This window comes from Bradyrhizobium sp. 4 (assembly GCF_023100905.1).
In the GTDB taxonomy this organism is placed as follows: Bacteria; Pseudomonadota; Alphaproteobacteria; order Rhizobiales; family Xanthobacteraceae; genus Bradyrhizobium.
Genome location: NZ_CP064686.1, coordinates 795,186 through 812,601, shown reverse-complemented (window position 1 = coordinate 812,601; position 17,416 = coordinate 795,186). Strand labels below are relative to the sequence as shown.

Genomic DNA, 17,416 nt, shown 5'->3' with positions numbered 1-17,416 from the left:
CCGGATTGCGCTGCGATCCGTCCGGACTACGAAAGCGCGGCTAGAACACGGCCAGATATTTCAGCAGCGACACGATGCCGATGATGATGACGACGACGCGCGCGATCTGCTTGGCGCGGCCGTCCATCGGCAGCATGTTGATGAGGTAAAGTACGAGAATGACGACGAGAAAGGTGACGAGTACGCCGACCAGCATCGCTAGGACCCCCCTTTAGGCAAAATTGCTGACGGTCTCCTAACGCGCAACTCCCGGCTTGGTTCCATCGACGCAACCCTCTGCAACTTCTAGTAAATACGTACTTCTACCGTCAGCCGGCCTGCCTAAAACTTTACCCTTTTCCTTTCAGATGCAGTCACCGTTTGGGCCCTGAGCCACAAACGGCATGCGATTGCCTGGTCTTGCGTGCGCCCACTTTTCCGATGTTGCCGGGCGACTTCACGCATTTTGTAATGGGAATTGGGGGACTTCGATGCTGAATCGTCTGACCGTATCCGCGCTGCTGAAGGCGGTGATCGCGATCACGTCGGTCTGCGTGGTGATCGCACTCTCGCTCACCGCCTACGAGTCCTGGGATCGCCTGAAGACCGCCAACCGCATCTCCCAGATCGCCGACACGTCCGCCGATCTGTTCAAGGCGATGCACAATCTGCGCACCGATCGCTCGACCACGGTCCGCCTCCTGAACGCGACCGAGCAGATGGACGGCGAGATCGAGAAATATCTGCGCGCGCTGCGTGACGCGCAGATGCCCGCCATGGCGCGCGCGCTCGAGCTGCTGCCGACCATCGACTTTCCGCAATCGGGTACGCTGGTACCGGAGCTCGCGCGCCTCTACAAGCTGCTGATCGAGGAGCAGAAGCAGTTCTGGGAGGACGTGGCCAAGCCGAAGGAGCAGCGCCGCGCCGGCCTGCCCAAGGAATACATGGAGACGACGCAGGGCCTGCTCGACACGCTCGACAAGCTCTCGAACACGTTGGCCGCCACCGTCAATCACCAGGACGCCGCGATCGACCAGCTCCTGTCGATCAAGCAGAACGCCTGGCTGCTCCGCAACACCGCGGGTGAGGCGTCGCTGATCGTCTCGACCGGGCTTGCCGCCGGCAAAATCACGCCGGAAGGCCGCTACGCCTATACCCAACATGTCGGCGGCACGAGCGCGATGTGGAAGGCGCTGGAGTTGTCGACGTCCGGCATGCAGTTGCCGGCGGGACTCGCTTCCGCGATGGCCTCTGCAAAGTCCTCTTATTTCGAGCCGCAATATCTGGCCTTGCGCGACCGTCTCGCGGACGCGCTGGTCAAGGGTGAGAAGCCCGAGATGACGGCGAACCAATGGAGCCCGCTCACGGTCGGTCGCATGGCGAGCGCGGTCGCAGTGGCAGAAGGTGCACTCGATGCTGCCAAGATCCACACGCAGGAGCAGCGCGGCGCCGCACAGCGCGCGCTGATCGTACAGCTTACGCTGCTGGCGCTCGCTATCGGCCTTGCCGTCGGCGCGATCATGCTGGTCAGCCGCCGCGTCATCACCCCGCTCAACACCATTCGCGACGCCATGCTCAAGGTCGCCGGCGGCGATCTTGCCGTCGACAGCGGCTATCTCGACCGCAACGACGAGATCGGCGCGCTTGCCGGCGCGCTGGAGACCTTCAAGCAGCAGGCCAACGAGAAGCTCACGATCGAGGCGCAGGAGCGCGAACGCAATGCGGGCGCCTCGGCGCGCCAGCGCGCGGTCGAGACCTATGTCGGCGAGTTCGAGGGCGCGGTGCGCAAAACGCTCGGCGAATTGAGCGAAGCCTCCGGTGAAATGCGCAAGACCTCGGGCGATCTCTCCGCGGTATCGCGGCAGACCAACGACCGCGTCCAGGTCGCGGGCAAGGCCTCCAATGACGCGTCCATGAGCGTCGACAGCGTCGCCGCCGCCGCGGAGGAGCTCAGCGCCTCGATCAACGACATCAGCCAGCAGGCCGCGCATGCCGCAGGCATCGCCAGCCGCGCCGTGACCCAGGCGCGCGACACCGACGGCACGGTCCAGGGACTTCAGAAGTCGGCCGGCCGCATCGGCGAGGTTGTCGGCCTGATCAACACCATTGCGCAGCAGACCAATTTGCTCGCGCTCAACGCCACGATCGAGGCGGCCCGCGCAGGCGAAGCGGGGCGCGGCTTTGCCGTGGTCGCCTCCGAGGTGAAGTCGCTGGCGAGCCAGACGGCCAAGGCAACCGAGGAGATCTCCGAGCAGATCGCCGACATCCAGAAGGTCGCGGGCGATGCCATCAGCGCGATCCAGACCATCGGCGGCATCATCGGCGAAGTGAACGAGGTTGCGACCGCGATCGCCGCCGCCGTGCAGGAGCAGGGAGCGGCCACGCAAGAGATCACCCGCAGCACCCAGTTTGCGGCGCAGGGCACCAAGAACGTCTCGGACAACATCACCGGCGTCAAATCCGATGCCGACGCTGCCGCAGCCGCCGCTGACAACGTAAAACACGCCTCCGAGATGCTGGAGAGCCAGAGCCGCCAGCTCGGCGATGAGGTCAGCGACTTCCTCGGCAAGATCCGCGCGGCGTAGCGTAGGCCGTTAAAAAGAGAGCCGCGCCCCACACCCTCAACGTCGTCCTGGCTTTCGCCAAGACGACGTTGAGGGTTACTCCTTCGCCACTACCGGCACTTGGCGGAACCTTGCGCGCACCGAATCCGGCAACGGGGAGAAATTCATCGCGACACCGCGGCGGTCGTTCGCATTGCGGCTGGCGACCACCAGACCGTCGGCGCCCGCGACGATGTCGCCCTTGCGCAAGGTGGGATCGTCGTCGACCTTGACCTGAGCGAGCCCGACCGGATCTTTGCCGTTGCAGGTGCAGCCTGCGACAATCTCATTGCGATAGCGGAACGCGTTGGGCAGGTCGGAATAGGATTTCCCCTTGTCCGTCGTCGCGTCCTCGATGTTGCCGCCATAGACCAGCGAGGTCTCCGAGGCGGGGCAGAAGCTCTTACAGGATTGCGCCTTGCTCTCGGAATCATTTCCCTGCGCCGGGAAATAACGTCCGTCGCAGCCGCGCACGCAATAGGCCGTGCCGCCGCCGTAGGAGGCCCGCTGGCGCGGCGTGTCGTAGCGCGGCATGTCATCGGTCTGGAACGGCATGCGAATCTCCGGCGCCGGCCGCCCGCGGAAGCCGCCGAACAGGGCCGAGAAAAAGTCCTCCGCATGGGCCGATGGGGTCAGCGCGAGGCCGAAGGAGGCAACGGCGACGAATGCCGCCGCGCCACCGGCGAGTTTGCCGATCGAACGTCTCTTCATGTGACCTCACGCGACCCTTAGTTTACGGCCGAATTCGAAATGTTCAGCGCCTGACGGCCCGAGGGCAGCGCCGTCACGGCCGGACGCTTGCGCACGGGATCCCCGCCTTTGGCCATCACCGGCGCGTTCTTGGGCAGCACAACGACCTTTGCACCCACATTGACGCGGCCGAACAGGTCGGTGACGTCCTCATTGGTCATGCGGATGCAGCCGGATGAGACGAACTTGCCGATCGTGGTAGGATCGTTGGTGCCATGGATGCGGTATTCGCTCGACCCGAGATACATCGCACGCGCGCCGAGCGGATTGCCGGGGCCGCCAGCGACGAAGCGGGGCAGATAGGGTTGGCGCGCGATCATCTCAGCCGGCGGATGCCAATCAGGCCACTCCGCCTTGCGGCTGACGCTCTGCACGCCCGACCAGGTGAAACCCTCGCGCCCGACACCGACGCCATAACGGATGGCGCGGCCCTGGCCGAGCACATAGTAAAGATAAGTATTATTGGTATCGATGACGATGGTACCGGCCGGCTCGCTGCGGTCGAAGCTGACAATCTGCTTGCGCAGGCGATCGGGCAGCACGGCATCCTCGTCGGAGGCCTGCGCGTTCGGGCTTGCATAGCCTTGGTTCGCATAGCCTTGGTTTGCATAACCCTGCGAATAGCCCTGGTCCTGCGGGTAGGCCTGATCCTGCGGATAGGTGTAGCCCAGTGTCTGTGCGCTTGCGGCGCCGAACGGCACCGCCAGCAAAGCCGTTGCGAACGCGAATGCGGTGATGCGGCGCGGCGATAAGCGGCGTCGGACTGCAGAGAACTTCGTCATGTGCTGCCCCGTTGGATACCTGCATCAGGGTGATGCTCTGGTCCGATCAACGCGGTCGAGCCGATACAAGTTCCCTTGCCGGATGCAGCAGCGACGTCACAGTCAAGCGAGCATTTCTTCACGAAGCCGCGATGGAACCCGCAGGGCGCTTGGACGTTCTCTCCTGGTCCTTGGGCGCGCGGACCGAAGACTCCGTGCCGGAGAGGTATTGTGCGCGTCCTTCCCAGTGAACGTATGACTTCCGGCAACGGCGACGGCACCCCGCTTCCCGAGAGCCACGGCGAGCTCCCCCCGGTGATCCGCCGCACCGAGCTCGTTGCCTTCTCGCTCGCCGGACTGCTCCTCATTGCAATCGTCGCGGTGCTCTATGTCGGAAAAGCGTTCTTTCTGCCTGTCGTGATGGCGTTCGTCACCGGCACGATGCTCTCACCGGCGGCGACCTTCCTGGAGAAACGGAAAGTGCCGCGGAGCCTCGCCGCCGCGCTGATCGTGTTCGCGGTGACCGCCGTGGTCGGCTTCATCGTCGCGCTGATCGCCTCGCCAGCGATGGAATGGAGCTCGCGCCTGCCCGAACTCGGCGCGCAGTTGAAAGACAAGGTCCACGTGTTCGACCGGCCGCTGGCGCTGTGGCGGGAGCTGCAGATGATGCTCGGCGGCTCGGAGGGATTGCCAAGTTTCCAGATGCCGAAATTCGATTGGGTGCAGCCGACGATCGAATTCCTGTCACCGACCTTTACCGAATTCCTGCTGTTCTTCGTCACCCTGATCCTGTTCATCGCCAGCTGGCGGGACCTGCGACGGGCGATGATCATGACCTTCAGCGATCATGAGGCACGGCTGCGCACGCTTCGCATCCTCAACGAGATCGAGGTCCATCTCGGCAACTACCTCTTGACCGTGACCCTCATCAATGTCGGCGTCGGCGTCGCCGCCGGCATTGTCTGCGCGCTCACCGGAATGCCCAATCCGGCTGGCCTCGGCGCGCTCGCGGCCACCCTCAATTTCATTCCGATCATCGGACCGGTGGCCATGTTCGCCATTCTGGTCGTGGTGGGACTGGTCACTTTCCCGACCGTCAGCGGCGGCCTGATGGCGGCGCTCGCCTTTGGCGGCATCACCTTCCTGGAGGGACATTTCGTCACGCCGACCATCATCGGCCGGCGGCTGGCGCTCAATGCGCTCGCGGTGCTGCTGGCGCTGGCGTTCTGGACCTGGCTGTGGGGCCCGATGGGCGCGTTCCTGTCGTCGCCGCTGCTGATCGTCGCCCTGATTCTGAAGGAGCATCTGCTGCCGCAGGATTCGCCGCAGCTCCCGCAGGACTGACCGGTTTCCGTGAACGGAACTTACCCGACGACGAAACGTTTCCCGGCTGTCTCAACCGTCAACAGCTCGGAGCCCCCGATGTCCGCCACCAATGCCGAAGCCGGGATGAGAGACTGGACCGACAAAGCCACCCGAGAACGCCTCGAGAAGGATGTAGCAGCCGTGAAAAGCGATATCGCCGCCCTCACCGATCAGATCACCGACGCGCTCAATACTTTTGCCAACTCCTCCAGCAAGCAAGCCCGCCGCGGCTATAGCCAGGCGCGCGAAAACGTGGATTCCGCGATCGACGATATGTCGGAACGCGGCAGCGCGATGATGGGCGCGGCACAGGAGGCCTATGGCTCGATCGAGGAGACGCTGGAGGACGCGATCACGCAGCGGCCGCTCGCGACCGTCGGGCTCGCGCTCGGCATCGGCTTCCTGATCGGCGCGGTCTGGCGTCGCTGAGATCGCGAACGGGTATTGAGACGGTGGCGCAGCGGCGCCGCCGGTGCCGGCTTGTGGGGATCTGAGGAGCAAGGCCATGTTTCAGCGCATCATCGACGGGATCAGCGCATCCACCGGTACTACTGTGCGGCTGACATCGCTGGCAGCAGGCGCGGCGCTCGCACTCTTCATCACCACGTGCTTCCTGTGCGCGGCAGCGTTCATTTCTGTGCTCAACAAATATGGACCGGTGCAAGCCTGCCTCGCCGGTGCAGGCATTTTCTTTCTGCTGACCCTGACCGCAGCGGTGAGCTATTGGGTCTACAAACGGCAGCTGCGCAAGCAAGCTCATATCGCAGCCGAGCGCGCCACGAGGTCGGCGGCCTCGAGCATGCTCGCGGACCCCATGCTGCTCGCCACCGGACTCCAGATCGTTCGCGCCATCGGGATCAAGCGGTTGTTGCCGATCCTGGCGATCGGCGGCGTCGCCCTCGGGATCATGGCGAGCCGCGCCGGCGTACCCGACGATGCCTCGGCTGAACCTGCCGAGTAGCGGCTAGCGCGCGTTAGAAAATTTCGTCATAGGTCCCGCAAGCGCATCTTTCGGAATTCGACACCCGCGGGCGCCCCGCCAAATTTGCGTCGCCCGACGCGAATGTCCCTACTCACGCAAACGCTACTCGGATAGGCAGGCGGTTGCCGCTAAAAGCAGCGCCCCTGATTCCAAAAGTCATTTTTCGATGAAACCGTCTGTCCAGGCGAACCTCGCCGCATTCCATCACGACCCCCGGCTCTATTTGACGCTCGGCATCGCCAACTGGTCGGTTTTCGTCGACCACATCCCGAACAACGTGGTCAATTTGCTGACGCTGCGCAACTTCGGCTTCAGCGGCGCCGCAGACTTGTTCGTGTTCGTGGTGGGCTATGGCGTCGCGATCATTCACGGCAGGATAGCGCTTGAGCGCGGCTACGTTGTCGCGGCGACGCGCATCTTTCGCCGCGTCTGGCGGCTGTATGCCGCCTATGTCGTGCTGTTCGTGATCTATATCGACACCATCGCCTATGTCGCCTCTCAATCGATGGCGCCCGAAATCATCCACGAATACAACATATCGGGAATTCTCGAACACCCGCTGCGCATCCTGGTGCGTGGCCTCGTGCTCCAGGAGGAGCCGCTGAATCTCGATCTGTTACAGCTGATGATCCCGCTGATGGCCTTCTTTCCGTTCGCGCTGTGGGGGCTGTTGCGGCGGCCGAACCTGACGCTTGTGGCATCGGTCGCGCTGTACGTTGCGGCGCGCTGGTTCGACTGGAATTTCCGGGTCTATCCGGACCAGGAGTGGACCTTCAACCCGTTCTGCTGGCAGATGCTGATGGTGCTGGGCGGCTGGTTCGCCGTGACCGGTGCGTCGGGCCGCGCGCTACACGGCCTGTCCTGGCTGCGCGTGCTTGCAGGCGCCTATCTCGTATTCGCAATGGCGATCACGCTGATGCGCCACTCGCCGGCGCTTGCCGCCTACCTGCCGGACATCGTGCTCGACAACATCACGCCGACCGACAAGGAAAACCTCGCACCCTATCGCGTAGTCCACTTCCTCGCACTCGCTTTCATCGCGACACATCTCGTGCCGCCCGATCATCCCGGCCTGCAATGGAGATCGCTGCGGGCGGTCATCCGATGCGGCGAGGAATGGCTCGCGGTGTTCTGCGTCGGCGTATTCCTGTCCTTAGCCGGCCATCTCATCCTGATCACCGGTGCCAATCTGATGGTGATGCAGATCGCCGTGAGTCTGGCCGGCTTCGCGGCGATGGCCGCGGTCGCATATTACATCGCCTGGTCGAAGCGGCAGGACCTGCCGGCGGCCTTGCGGCAACAGGCCTAGCCCGGCACCTTCCGATTCCGCTAGGCCGGCCATCGCGGCTAGGCTAAGCGGAGCGGCAGCGGATTGCGCGAGGAGGCGGGGCGTGGCGATGGCGAATGGCGGGGGTGAGGGAGCCGACAGCGCGCCCCGGCGCGGCCGGCCGAGGTCGATCGAGACCACCAACGCCATTCTCCAAAGCGCCTATGCGCTGATGGCCACCACCGGCCTTGCCGCCACCACCATCGACGCGATCGCGCGCCACTCCAGCGTCTCCAAGATGACGATCTACAAATGGTGGCCCTCCCGCGAAGCCTTGCTGATCGACGCCTTCCTTCATCAAGCCGCGCAGATGCTGCCGCTGCCGCCTGCAAGCTCGGGCAGCCCCGCCGCGCGCGCACGCCGCCATGCCGCCGCCTATGCCGAAGCGCTCCAGGGCGAGTTCGGCAAGGTCCAGCTCGCCGTCATCTCCGAATGCATCTCCAAGACCGGCTCGGCGGAGCTGTTCTACGCCCGCTACCTGCAATTCCGCCGCGACGCGCTGGTCGAGATGATCGCCGCCGGCCAAAACGACGGCAGCATTCTGGCGGAAGCACTGCCGGAGGATCTCTACGACGCAATCTATGGCAGCCTGTTCTACCGCTACGTCTTCGGCATCGCGCCGATCACACCGGCCTACGCGCGCAATCTGGTTGACCTCGTGCTGCGGCCGAAGAGCTAATCTGGAATCACCGCGCGGGCCGGATCGGTGCCGACAGCTTGTCGGTGCGGTCGCGCTCGGTCATGTCCTCGACCGTCTCCATCGGCGCGGTCAGCTCGTAGACATAAGAGACGTCGGTGAAATAGCGCTTGGCGGTGCCGCCGAGCGCCTCGGGCGCGACGCGGTCGAGCAGGATCAGGCCGAAATCGGAGTCGGGGCGGCGCGTCGCTTCGCTGGTGTTGAACTCCTCCCAGCGGAAATAGAAGACCTCGCCGGCGCCCTCATTCGTCACCGTCCAATTGGCCGTGATGTGCGGATGCTTGCCGACCAGTGACAGGCCTTCGTCGGAGTGTGAGGCGAGCTCGAAGAACAGCAGCGAGAGGCTCTGCGCCGCGCGCGCGCTGACTGCGATATCAGGACCGGTAACGGCGATGCGGTCGGCATGCGGGATCGCGCGCGCCTCGAACAGGCCCTTCAGCTTGACACCCTGCCACTGGCTCTCGCTGAGCAGCGAGACGACATTGGACATGGCGTGGATGCGGCCGATCAGGAGCTCGCGCGCGACATCGATGTCGGAGCCATGGCGCAGCGTGCGGGTCACGATCGACTGGATCACCGCCAGGATGTTTTTGACCCGGTGGTTGAGCTCGTCGATGACAGCGGTCAGCCGGCGTTCGAAGCCGATTCTGACCTGGATTTCCCGGCTGAGCCGCAAATTGTTGTAGGCGACGTAGCCGAACAGGCCGCACACCATCGCGGTGATCGCAAAGCCGATCGCCGCCACGATGATCGCAGTCTGTTCGGCGCGGCGCGCCGAATTGGTCTTGGCGTAATAGCCGAGCTGCCAGTCGCGGCCACCGAAGCTCACCGTGCGCGTCGCCGACGGCGCGGGCCCATCGGCCGCCGTCGTTCGGCCGGAGACGACGCCTTGATCGTTGGCGACCAGCTCGCCACCCTCCAGGCGCGGATCCTTCAACGCGACCGCGAACAACGACATGTCGTCGTTGGTCAGCATCAGGGAAGAGAGCTCGTAGGAAAATGTGATGAAGCCCGCCGGCTCCGTTGCGCCCTCGGGGATGACGGGAGCGGCCACAATGATGCCGATGGGCCCGTCGCCGCGCAGGAGGGCAACCGGTTCTGAGGCAACCGATCTCTTCTCCACTCTGGCGCGCGTCAGCATGGCGCTGCGCACCTGGTCCTGGTCGTAACTGCGGCCAGGCAGCCCCTTGGTCTCGTTGCTGCGCGGCTCGAGATCCAGCAGCACGTCGATCGGCTGGGTGACACCTGCCGGATCGATCGGCTTGTCGTCATAGGTGCGGATTCGCGGATTGGGGAAGCCGGCGCTCGCGATGGCGGCCTGCGCTGCGGCAAGCTCGTTCGGCTTCAGGCGGGCCACCCAGCCCGCCACCACGAAATCGGTCTTGAAGGCGTAGATGGCCGAGCGCAGCGGCTCGAGCATGTTTGGCTTGAGCACCGACGGTGCCCGGAACAGGCCGGAGGCAACCCGCGCGAGCAGTTCACGCTCGGTGAGCCGGTCCTGGACCAGGCTCGCATGGACGTCGATCGCGCGCGCAAGCGCGATCCGGTCCAGCGCCAGCTCCTGGTCGTGGACGCGATAAGCCGCAAGCCCGGAGAGCAGGGCTCCGAGAAGAGCAATGAAGCCGATGATGAAACCCAGCCTGACCACGCGACTACTCAGGCGAAAGCAGGAGGTCGGCAATAAACACGGAGCATATGGACGCCGCTCGAACGGGCACGTGCCGAAACAGGGTGAACCCCAATGGCCGAGATAATGGAGGAGGAGGCATCGATACGCAACTTGGGTCGCCTGAGAAGCTTAAAGCCGCCCGGCCGATGGTCGGGCCGGGATGGATTTGCTCCGGGCACCGGAGGTAATCAATTGCCGTGACCGAAATTTGTTCCGCGGACACGGCTCTGCCTGTGCCGTTATCAGGGGAAAACGCCTGCGCCAGGTGGTCGCGCCGGTCAGCTGGCCCGTTTCAAGCCGCCTTTGGCCTCGATGAAGCCGATGATGCGGTCCAGCCCCTGGCTCTTCTTCAGGTTGGTCATGACGAACGGTCGCTCGCCGCGCATGCGCCTGGCGTCCGTCTCCATCTTTTCCAAGGAGGCGCCGACATAGGGCGCCAGGTCGATCTTGTTGATCACGAGGAGGTCGGACCGGGTGATGCCGGGGCCGCCCTTTGACGGGATCTTGTCGCCGGCCGCCACGTCGATGACGTAAATGGTGAGATCGGCGAGCTCCGGGGAAAAAGTGGCAGCGAGGTTATCACCGCCCGATTCGATCAGCACGAGATCGAGCCCGGGAAACTTGGCGCGCATATCCGCTACCGCGGCGAGATTCATCGAGGCGTCCTCGCGGATCGCGGTGTGCGGGCAGCCGCCGGTCTCGACCCCGGCAATGCGATCCGGCGTCAGCGAGCCCGAACGCACCAGGAATTCCGCATCCCATTTGGTGTAGATGTCGTTGGTGATCGCGGCGATGTCGTAGCGCTCGCGCATGGTCTTGCAGAGCAGGTCCATCAGCGCGGTCTTACCCGATCCGACCGGACCGCCGATGCCGACACGCAAGGGGCCGTGAGATGTAGCCATTGCTTCTTTCCTACGTCGTCCTGGCGGCTGCGGAGTGTACTGGCCGCAATCAAGATCTGAACAGCCGCGTGTATTGTGTCTCGTGCCGCAGGCTGGCGAGGTCGGCGCGAAACGTCGCGCCGCCGACATCGTCCAACGTCGCATTCAGCGCACGATTTGCCGTCGCGGCAACCGCGGCTTCCAGCCTCACCAGCACGCGCTGGCTGTCGGTCTGGCCGAGCGGAATGAGCCGGCTGGCCGCGGAAATCCAGTTCGAGACCAGCGCATGCAGGAAGGCGTGCAGCGTCGGCGCCAGCGGCACGCCGTGCATCGCGGCGACCACGCCAACGGCAACGGGATAGACCAGTGGCGTCCGGCATGCCGCAACCATGGCATCCAGCCCGTCGGCATCCCACGCGGCGCGGGCGATATCGATGAAGGCACGGCCCTGCGATGTCGTCTCCAGCTGCCGCTCGCGCGAGGACACGAACGCCGCGGCGAGCTCGGCGATATCGCTCAAGGTGTCGCCCTCGCCCGCTTCAGTGGCGCGATAGGCGTGGACCAGAAACGTCGCATCGCAGAAGCCCGAGCCGTCGCGAAGCATCGCATCGAGCCAGTCCGCCAGCGACGCTGTGTCGGTGATGTCGCCGGCCTCGACCGCCCATTCGATGCCGCTGGAGTAGGAAAAGCCCCCGACGGGAAACGCGGGCGACAGCCAGGTCATCAACCGGTACAGCGCCGCCGCCTCGCGCTCCGCGAGGTCGCGGGCCGCGACCGGCTCATTTGTGGTCATGAGCATGCTTGTGGCCGTGGTGATGATCGGGGTGATCGCAATGCTCGTCGTGGTGATGGTGATCGTGACCGTCACCATGTGCGGCATGATCATGGTGGTGGCCATGATGATCATCGTGGCCATGATCGTGATGCGCATGGTCGTCGTGTCCATGCGCATGACCGGCATCGGCATAGGCGCCGCCCTCGGGATCGAACGGCGCCTCGATCTCGATCACGCGGGCACCGAGGCCCTTCACCATGGCTTCGATGACGTGGTCGCGGCGGATGCGCAGGCCCTTGGCCATGATCTGCGTCGGCAGATGGCGATTGCCGAGATGCCAGCCGACGCGAATAAGGTGGTGCGGATCGTGGCCGCGGATCTCGAGCAGCGGCTCGGGCGCGGCGACCACCTCGACCAGCCGGCCGTCCTCCAACACCAGCGCATCGCCGCCGCGCAGCGCGACGGCATTCTCCAGGTCGAGCAGGAACTCGAGCCCCCGCGTCCCCGTCATTGCCATGCGGCGGCGGTGTCGATCGTCGAAATCGAGCACGACCGTATCCGCCGGCGCTTCCGCGAAGCGGTGTTGTCCCCTGACCTGCGTCGCCCGGATCATGCGCTTTTACCCCGTTACCGTGTCTCGACCTTCTCGGGCGTGATCACCTCGATCTTCGGCGGCGCCGTAAAACACTTCACCGCGACGCGGCCGAACGTCTTCATGTGCTCCATGGCGCGATGCGGCACCAGCGCCTCGGCATTCTCCCACTGCTCGACGAACACCATCTTGGCGGGATCGGTGACGCTCTCATGCAGATCATAGGCGATATTGCCGGGCTCTTTCCGGGTCTCCTTGATGCAGGCGGTGGCGGCTGCAATGAATTCGGCGCGCGTTTCAGGCTTGATGGTCAAGGTGGCGACGACATAGATCACGAGAAATCCTCCCGGCTTTTCTTCTGGGCTTCAGATACCGGGCGGGACCTTAGACCAGGCGGGATCGAACGCAAAACCGGAAAACCTGTCTCCGATATGCGACCAAGACATATTCCTGGGACATGCGTTGAGGCGCTATTTCAGTACATGAAATATCGCTGCGCCATCGGCAGCACCTCGGCGGGGGCGCAGGTCAAAAGCTCACCGTCGGCACGGACCTCATAGGTCTCCGGATCGACCTCGATATTGGGCGTGGCGTCGTTGTGAATCATGCTCTTCTTCGAGATCCTGCCGCGGGTGTTCTGGACTGCATAGAGCTTCTTGTCGATGCCGAGCTTGCGCGCGAGGCCACCGGTGATCGCGGCCTTCGAGGTGAACACCACAGAAGACGCAGTGCGCGCCTTGCCGAAGGCGCCGAACATCGGCTGGTAATGCACCGGCTGCGGGGTCGGGATCGAGGCGTTGGGATCGCCCATGGGAGCCGCGACGATCATGCCGCCCTTGACGACGCAATCCGGCTTGACGCCGAAGAAGGCCGGCGACCACAGCACGAGATCGGCGAGCTTGCCCTTCTCCACCGAGCCGATCAGCTTCGAAACGCCGTGGGCGATCGCGGGATTGATCGTGTATTTGGCGATGTAGCGCTTGACCCGGAAATTGTCGTTGTCCTTGCCCTTGTCCTGCGGCAACGAGCCGCGCTGCTTCTTCATCTTGTCGGCGGTCTGCCAGGTCCGGATGATGACCTCGCCGAGGCGGCCCATGGCCTGGGAGTCCGAGGAGATCATGGAGAGCGCGCCGAGATCATGCAGGATGTCCTCGGCCGCGATAGTCTCCTTGCGGATGCGGCTTTCAGCAAACGCCAGATCTTCCGCGATCGATGGGTCGAGGTGGTGGCACACCATCAGCATGTCCAGATGCTCGTCGATGGTGTTGCGCGTGAAGGGCCGCGTCGGGTTCGTCGACGACGGGAGCACGTTCTTCAGCCCCGCGACCTTGATGATATCAGGAGCGTGACCGCCGCCGGCGCCCTCGGTGTGGAAGGCGTGGATGGTGCGGCCTTTGAACGCCTTGATGGTATCCTCGACGAAGCCGGACTCGTTCAGCGTGTCGGTGTGGATCATCACCTGGATGTCGTAGTCGTCGGCGACCGACAGGCAGGTGTCGATCGCGGCCGGCGTCGTGCCCCAGTCCTCGTGCAGCTTCAGCGCACAGGCGCCGGCCTTGATCATCTCGATCAGCGCCGCGGGCCGCGAGGCGTTGCCCTTGCCGGAGACGCCGAGATTGACCGGGAAGGCGTCGAACGACTGGATCATCCGGCCCATGTGCCACGGCCCCGGCGTGCAGGTGGTGGCGAACGTGCCGTGCGACGGACCGGTGCCGCCCCCTAGCATCGAGGTGACGCCCGACATCAGCGCGTGCTCGATCTGCTGCGGACAGATGAAATGGATGTGGCTGTCGAAGCCGCCGGCGGTGAGGATCTTGCCTTCACCTGCGATCACGTCGGTGCCGGGGCCGATGATGATGGTGACACCGGGCTGGATGTCGGGATTGCCGGCCTTGCCGATGCCAGCGATCATGCCGTCCTTGATCGCGACGTCGGCCTTCACGATGCCCCAGTGATCGACGATCAGCGCATTGGTGATGACGGTGTCCGCCGCGCCCTGCTTGTTGGTGACCTGCGACTGGCCCATGCCGTCGCGGATCACCTTGCCGCCGCCGAACTTCACTTCCTCGCCGTAGGTGGTGAAATCCTTCTCGACCTCGATGATGAGATCGGTGTCGGCCAGCCGCACCTTGTCGCCGGTGGTCGGGCCGAACATGTCGGCATAGACGGAACGCTTTATTTTGACGGACATCACAAGCCCCGTTTGCGTTTGAATTTTGGATCGGTGCTCACAGCGAGGTCCTCGCTGTGAGCACCGTGTCGTCGAATGTCGTATCCAGCCAGGAGTTACCGCCGCGGCAACCGGCGACAACCTGCTCGGCCCAGTCGGTGTAATCGACGAGGTCGTCACGTTCCGCGGCCGTCGGATCCGAATGCACGCGCGCGCCGATATTGCTGATCTTGTCGGCGATCTTGATCAGCCTGGCGCCAGCCGATTTTTTCGGTGCGTCGAGCACCTGACGCCGCCGCCGCTCCGGCTTCGGCAGGCTCATATCGTCGGTGCATTCCTCGACAAGCGACGCGACACGGTCGGAGAATTTTTGCGCGAGCTCCTCGCGCGTGGTGTCGGTGTCCTCGATCGCATCATGCAGCCAGCCGGCGGCAACGAGTTCGGCGTCGGTGCCGTCGGTCGCGGTCGCAAGCAGGTTCGCGACCTCGGCGAGGTGGTTGATGTAAGGCTCATGACCGCGGCCCTTGCGCGCCATGCCGTTGTGGCGGCGCGCGGCGAGTTCGGCGGCTTCGGAGATGAGGCGGACAGGTGACAGCATGGCAAAGTCCTCCGTTTTCGCCTCAACCGTGGCGCGCCACGCTCGTTCCTGTGGATTTCACAGCTTCCCCATCACGTCGCCGCGGAAGCCGTAGATGGTCTTCTTACCGGCCACCGCGACGAGCTGAACGTCGCGGGTCTGGCCCGGCTCGAAGCGAACGGCGGTGCCGGCGGCGATGTCGAGGCGCATGCCGCGGGCTTTCTTGCGATCGAACTTCAGCGCCGGGTTGGTCTCGAAGAAATGATAGTGCGAGCCGACCTGGATCGGGCGGTCGCCGGTGTTGGCGACCGTCAGCGTCACGGTCTTGCGGCCGGCATTGAGCTCGATCTCGCCGTCCTGGATGAAGAGTTCGCCGGGAATCATGCTTCTCTCCTACCTGATCGGTTCGTGCACGGTGACGAGCTTGGTGCCGTCCGGAAAGGTCGCCTCGACCTGGATGTCGTGGATCATCTCAGGGATTCCCGGCATCACCTGTTCGCGGGTGAGGACCTGCGCGCCCGCCTGCATCAGCTCGGCGACGGTGCGGCCATCGCGCGCGCCCTCGAGGATGAAATCGGAGATGAGCGCGATCGCCTCCGGATGGTTGAGCTTGACGCCGCGATCCAGCCGGCGGCGGGCCACGATCGCCGCCATCGAGATCAGAAGCTTGTCCTTTTCGCGGGGAGACAGGTTCATGCGAAATCTCTTCCGTTCAACACTTTCAGCCGATCAATTGAGCCAGAGCCGCGGCAACGCCGCACCGGTGCGCGCCAGGACGGCCATCATGTCCGCGCGCAGCCGCGCCGCATCTTGGGCACAGAACCGCGCCATTGCAAAGCCATTCCAGGCGGATATCCCGACCTCGCCGCCAAAGGATTCCGAGGCCTCGCGAAGACGCTCGATCAGGGCCTCGTCGCCGGGCACGAGCAGCGCCGTGCCGATCGCAGCGCCGCCCTTCGCCACCGCCGATCGCGCAAGCTTTGCGCCGATATTGCCGTCGAGCCTGACGGTCTCGGCGAACATGAGCTTGCCGCCGCGACGCAGCCGCCAGTGGTCGACGAACTCGCCTTGCTCCATTCGTTCGCCCATGGCGGTACGGCCGAACACCACGATCTCGCACAGCAGAAGCGAGGCAGTCGCATCGAGGTCGATGTCGAAGCGGCGCCGCACGCGCGCCCGGTCGAACAGGATCGTCTCCTGCGGCAGCCAGCCGAGATGTGCGCCTGCGGCAACCTTCAGCGTTATATTGAGCTCCGCCGCCTGCGCTGGCGCGCGGTAGACCTTTTCCGCGGCTGCCGTCGTCAGCGTCAGCTTCGAGCTATCTGCGGCCGCGATTTCGATGTCGAAACGATCGCCGCCCGCAACGCCGCCGGCCGTGTTGACGAACACACCGGAGAGACCCTCGTCCTCCGGCGAAGGGAAGCGCACGCGCAGCGAGCCGGACTCATGCAATATCCCGCGACGTGTCACACCGTCGCGCGCGTGGACGTCGAAGCGCACCGCGCCGCGGGCACGGTTGGCGTCGAACACCGAAGATGTCGCTAAAACGTCGCTGCGCATCCGCCTCCCCAGCCGGTCGCGGCAGAATGGCCTACAGCGCCATCTGGCGGCTGATTTCGCTCGCGTCGAGATTGGAGCGGTCGCAGGTGAACTTCACCGCGCCGCGATCCATCACCGCAAAACTGTCGCCGAGTTCGCAGGCAAAGTCGAGATATTGTTCGACCAGCACGATGGCGATGTTGCCGAGATTGCGCAGATACGAGATGGCTCGGCCGATGTCCTTGATGATCGAGGGCTGGATGCCCTCGGTCGGCTCGTCGAGCAGCAGCAGCTTTGGCCGCATCACCAGCGCGCGCCCGATCGCGAGCTGTTGCTGCTGGCCGCCGGAGAGATCGCCGCCGCGCCGGCCGAGCATGGATTGCAGCACCGGGAACAGCGAGTACACGTCGTCAGGAATGTGCTTGTCCTCGCGCCTGAGCGGGCCGAAGCCGGTCTTGAGATTTTCCTCGACCGTCAGAAGCGGAAATATCTCGCGCCCCTGCGGCACGAAGCCGATGCCCTTGCGCGCGCGCTCATAGGGCTTCAGGCCCGTGATATCGTTGCCGTCGAGCACGATCGCGCCCGAGGAAATCGGGTACTGCCCGACCATGGCGCGCAGGAGCGAGGTCTTGCCGACGCCGTTGCGCCCGAGCACGCAAGTGACCTTGCCGGGCTCGGCCGCGATCGAGACACCGCGCAGCGCCTGCGCCGCGCCGTAGAACAGGTTGATGTCCTTGACCTCAAGCATC

Annotated in this window: 20 protein-coding genes; 6 read left to right on the top strand and 14 right to left on the bottom strand. The window is 64.5% G+C overall.

The genetic code is table 11. From position 1 onward, the window contains the following. Window positions 1-40: 40 nt before the first annotated feature. Window positions 41-196, bottom strand: coding sequence for a Thivi_2564 family membrane protein (locus IVB45_RS03835; protein ID WP_007599832.1), 156 nt, complete (start codon window positions 194-196; stop codon window positions 41-43). Between the two features lie 274 nt (window positions 197-470). On the opposite strand from IVB45_RS03835, the gene IVB45_RS03830 reads away from it, so the two are divergent. Next, a complete protein-coding gene (locus IVB45_RS03830) occupies window positions 471-2,564 on the top strand; it encodes a methyl-accepting chemotaxis protein (protein ID WP_247359511.1) in 2,094 nt (697 codons plus the stop codon). Between the two features lie 75 nt (window positions 2,565-2,639). Here IVB45_RS03830 and IVB45_RS03825 read toward each other — a convergent pair whose 3' ends face one another. Beyond that, complete coding sequence (locus tag IVB45_RS03825) at window positions 2,640-3,293, bottom strand: DUF2865 domain-containing protein (protein ID WP_247359510.1); 654 nt, start codon at window positions 3,291-3,293, stop codon at window positions 2,640-2,642. A gap of 17 nt (window positions 3,294-3,310) precedes the next feature. Beyond that, window positions 3,311-4,114 (bottom strand): L,D-transpeptidase, encoded by an 804-nt coding sequence (locus tag IVB45_RS03820; RefSeq protein ID WP_247359509.1) that lies wholly within the window; start codon window positions 4,112-4,114, stop codon window positions 3,311-3,313. Window positions 4,115-4,324: 210 nt separating this feature from the next. On the opposite strand from IVB45_RS03820, the gene IVB45_RS03815 reads away from it, so the two are divergent. The 5 genes from IVB45_RS03815 (at window position 4,325) to IVB45_RS03795 (ending at window position 8,446) form a co-directional block, all read left to right on the top strand. After that, entirely contained in the window at window positions 4,325-5,437 is a 1,113-nt protein-coding gene (locus IVB45_RS03815) for an AI-2E family transporter (RefSeq protein ID WP_247359508.1), read from the top strand. 78 nt (window positions 5,438-5,515) lie between these two features. After that, a complete protein-coding gene (locus IVB45_RS03810; protein WP_027570222.1) occupies window positions 5,516-5,887 on the top strand; it encodes a DUF883 family protein in 372 nt (123 codons plus the stop codon). 76 nt (window positions 5,888-5,963) lie between these two features. Then, entirely contained in the window at window positions 5,964-6,419 is a 456-nt protein-coding gene (locus tag IVB45_RS03805) for a hypothetical protein (protein ID WP_027570221.1), read from the top strand. Window positions 6,420-6,606: 187 nt separating this feature from the next. Next, complete coding sequence (locus tag IVB45_RS03800; RefSeq protein WP_027570220.1) at window positions 6,607-7,749, top strand: OpgC domain-containing protein; 1,143 nt, start codon at window positions 6,607-6,609, stop codon at window positions 7,747-7,749. An 88-nt stretch (window positions 7,750-7,837) separates the two neighbouring features. Then, on the top strand, window positions 7,838-8,446 hold the full coding sequence (locus IVB45_RS03795) for a TetR/AcrR family transcriptional regulator (RefSeq protein ID WP_247359596.1): 609 nt from the start codon (window positions 7,838-7,840) through the stop codon (window positions 8,444-8,446). A 7-nt stretch (window positions 8,447-8,453) separates the two neighbouring features. Here IVB45_RS03795 and IVB45_RS03790 read toward each other — a convergent pair whose 3' ends face one another. The 11 genes from IVB45_RS03790 to urtE form a co-directional block, all read right to left on the bottom strand. Continuing rightward, a complete protein-coding gene (locus IVB45_RS03790; protein ID WP_027570218.1) occupies window positions 8,454-10,112 on the bottom strand; it encodes an HWE histidine kinase domain-containing protein in 1,659 nt (552 codons plus the stop codon). A 299-nt stretch (window positions 10,113-10,411) separates the two neighbouring features. Next, window positions 10,412-11,035 carry an urease accessory protein UreG gene (ureG, locus tag IVB45_RS03785; protein WP_027570217.1) on the bottom strand — a complete coding sequence of 208 codons (624 nt, stop codon included), beginning with the start codon at window positions 11,033-11,035 and terminating at the stop codon, window positions 10,412-10,414. Window positions 11,036-11,084: 49 nt separating this feature from the next. Continuing rightward, a complete protein-coding gene (locus IVB45_RS03780; RefSeq protein ID WP_247359595.1) occupies window positions 11,085-11,813 on the bottom strand; it encodes an urease accessory protein UreF in 729 nt (242 codons plus the stop codon). Then, the gene (locus IVB45_RS03775; protein WP_247283691.1) at window positions 11,794-12,402 is read right to left on the bottom strand and encodes an urease accessory protein UreE; all 609 of its coding nucleotides are present in this window, start codon (window positions 12,400-12,402) and stop codon (window positions 11,794-11,796) included. Before IVB45_RS03775 ends, IVB45_RS03780 begins: the two co-directional genes overlap by 20 nt. Before the next feature lie 14 nt (window positions 12,403-12,416). Then, on the bottom strand, window positions 12,417-12,716 hold the full coding sequence (locus tag IVB45_RS03770; protein ID WP_007599815.1) for a putative quinol monooxygenase: 300 nt from the start codon (window positions 12,714-12,716) through the stop codon (window positions 12,417-12,419). Window positions 12,717-12,856: 140 nt separating this feature from the next. After that, entirely contained in the window at window positions 12,857-14,572 is a 1,716-nt protein-coding gene (gene ureC, locus IVB45_RS03765) for an urease subunit alpha (RefSeq protein WP_247359507.1), read from the bottom strand. A 37-nt stretch (window positions 14,573-14,609) separates the two neighbouring features. Further along, complete coding sequence (locus tag IVB45_RS03760) at window positions 14,610-15,149, bottom strand: HD domain-containing protein (protein ID WP_247359505.1); 540 nt, start codon at window positions 15,147-15,149, stop codon at window positions 14,610-14,612. A 57-nt stretch (window positions 15,150-15,206) separates the two neighbouring features. Further along, window positions 15,207-15,512, bottom strand: coding sequence for an urease subunit beta (locus IVB45_RS03755; RefSeq protein ID WP_007599812.1), 306 nt, complete (start codon window positions 15,510-15,512; stop codon window positions 15,207-15,209). 9 nt (window positions 15,513-15,521) lie between these two features. Continuing rightward, entirely contained in the window at window positions 15,522-15,824 is a 303-nt protein-coding gene (locus IVB45_RS03750; RefSeq protein ID WP_027570212.1) for an urease subunit gamma, read from the bottom strand. Between the two features lie 33 nt (window positions 15,825-15,857). After that, on the bottom strand, window positions 15,858-16,688 hold the full coding sequence (locus IVB45_RS03745) for an urease accessory protein UreD (RefSeq protein ID WP_247359504.1): 831 nt from the start codon (window positions 16,686-16,688) through the stop codon (window positions 15,858-15,860). A gap of 31 nt (window positions 16,689-16,719) precedes the next feature. After that, a complete protein-coding gene (urtE, locus tag IVB45_RS03740) occupies window positions 16,720-17,415 on the bottom strand; it encodes an urea ABC transporter ATP-binding subunit UrtE (protein ID WP_007599806.1) in 696 nt (231 codons plus the stop codon). Between the last annotated feature and the right edge of the window lies 1 nt (window position 17,416).